Below are 719 nucleotides of genomic sequence, written 5' to 3'. Positions count from 1 at the left end.
GACAACAAGGTCAGCGCCGACGTCAAGGGCGCGCTGTCCGACATCTCGCTTCTGTCCGGGGATGCCAAGGGCGCCATAACGTTCGCGCTGAAGGCGCAGGGCGCCGGTACAGCGCCGGACCTGTCGCTGACGGTCGATAGCGACCGGCTTTCGGTGGCGGCGCGAGAAATCACCGGGTTGAGGCTCACCGCGACGGGGAAGGGCGACATCGCCAGCCCTGCGGCCGATATCTCGCTCACCGGATCCGTCAATGACGAGCCACTCGATTTCAAGGCGTCGCTGGTAACGCGCCAGGGAAAGCGGTCCATAGACGGACTAAGCCTGTCGCTGGGCGACAACAAAGTTTCGGGCGACCTTGCTCTCGACGATAGATTCCTGCCGCTCGGCACGGTGGCGCTGGATCTACCCGATATCAGTCCGCTCGCAGCCCTGGCGCTGGAAAAAGCTAACGGCGACGTGCGTGGCACGATCGCCTTCTCGAAGACCGGCAATGCGCCTGAGGTCACCATCAAGGCTTCGACGGCTTCGATTTCACGCGGCGATGTTTCGGCAAAGACGGTCACCATCGATGCGCTGATTGCTAACTATCTCGCCGCACCGGTGATCTCCGGAAAAATCCGTGCCGACAGCGTCACCTCCGGCGGCACCGTCATTCGCGGCATCGATGTCGATCTCAAGCGTGACGGCGACTGGACAGGCTTTTCCGGCGGCGCCACCGT

Annotated in this window: 1 protein-coding gene; it reads left to right on the top strand. The window is 63.0% G+C overall.

Annotated features, from left to right (window positions below; translation table 11 throughout):
- The coding region (locus AC0L14_RS34765) for an AsmA family protein (RefSeq protein WP_473752231.1) at positions 1 to 719 on the top strand (719 nt) is incomplete at both ends.

The sequence above is a fragment of the Mesorhizobium sp. WSM4841 genome (assembly GCF_055811515.1).
This window is presented reverse-complemented; position numbering and strand designations above follow the sequence as displayed.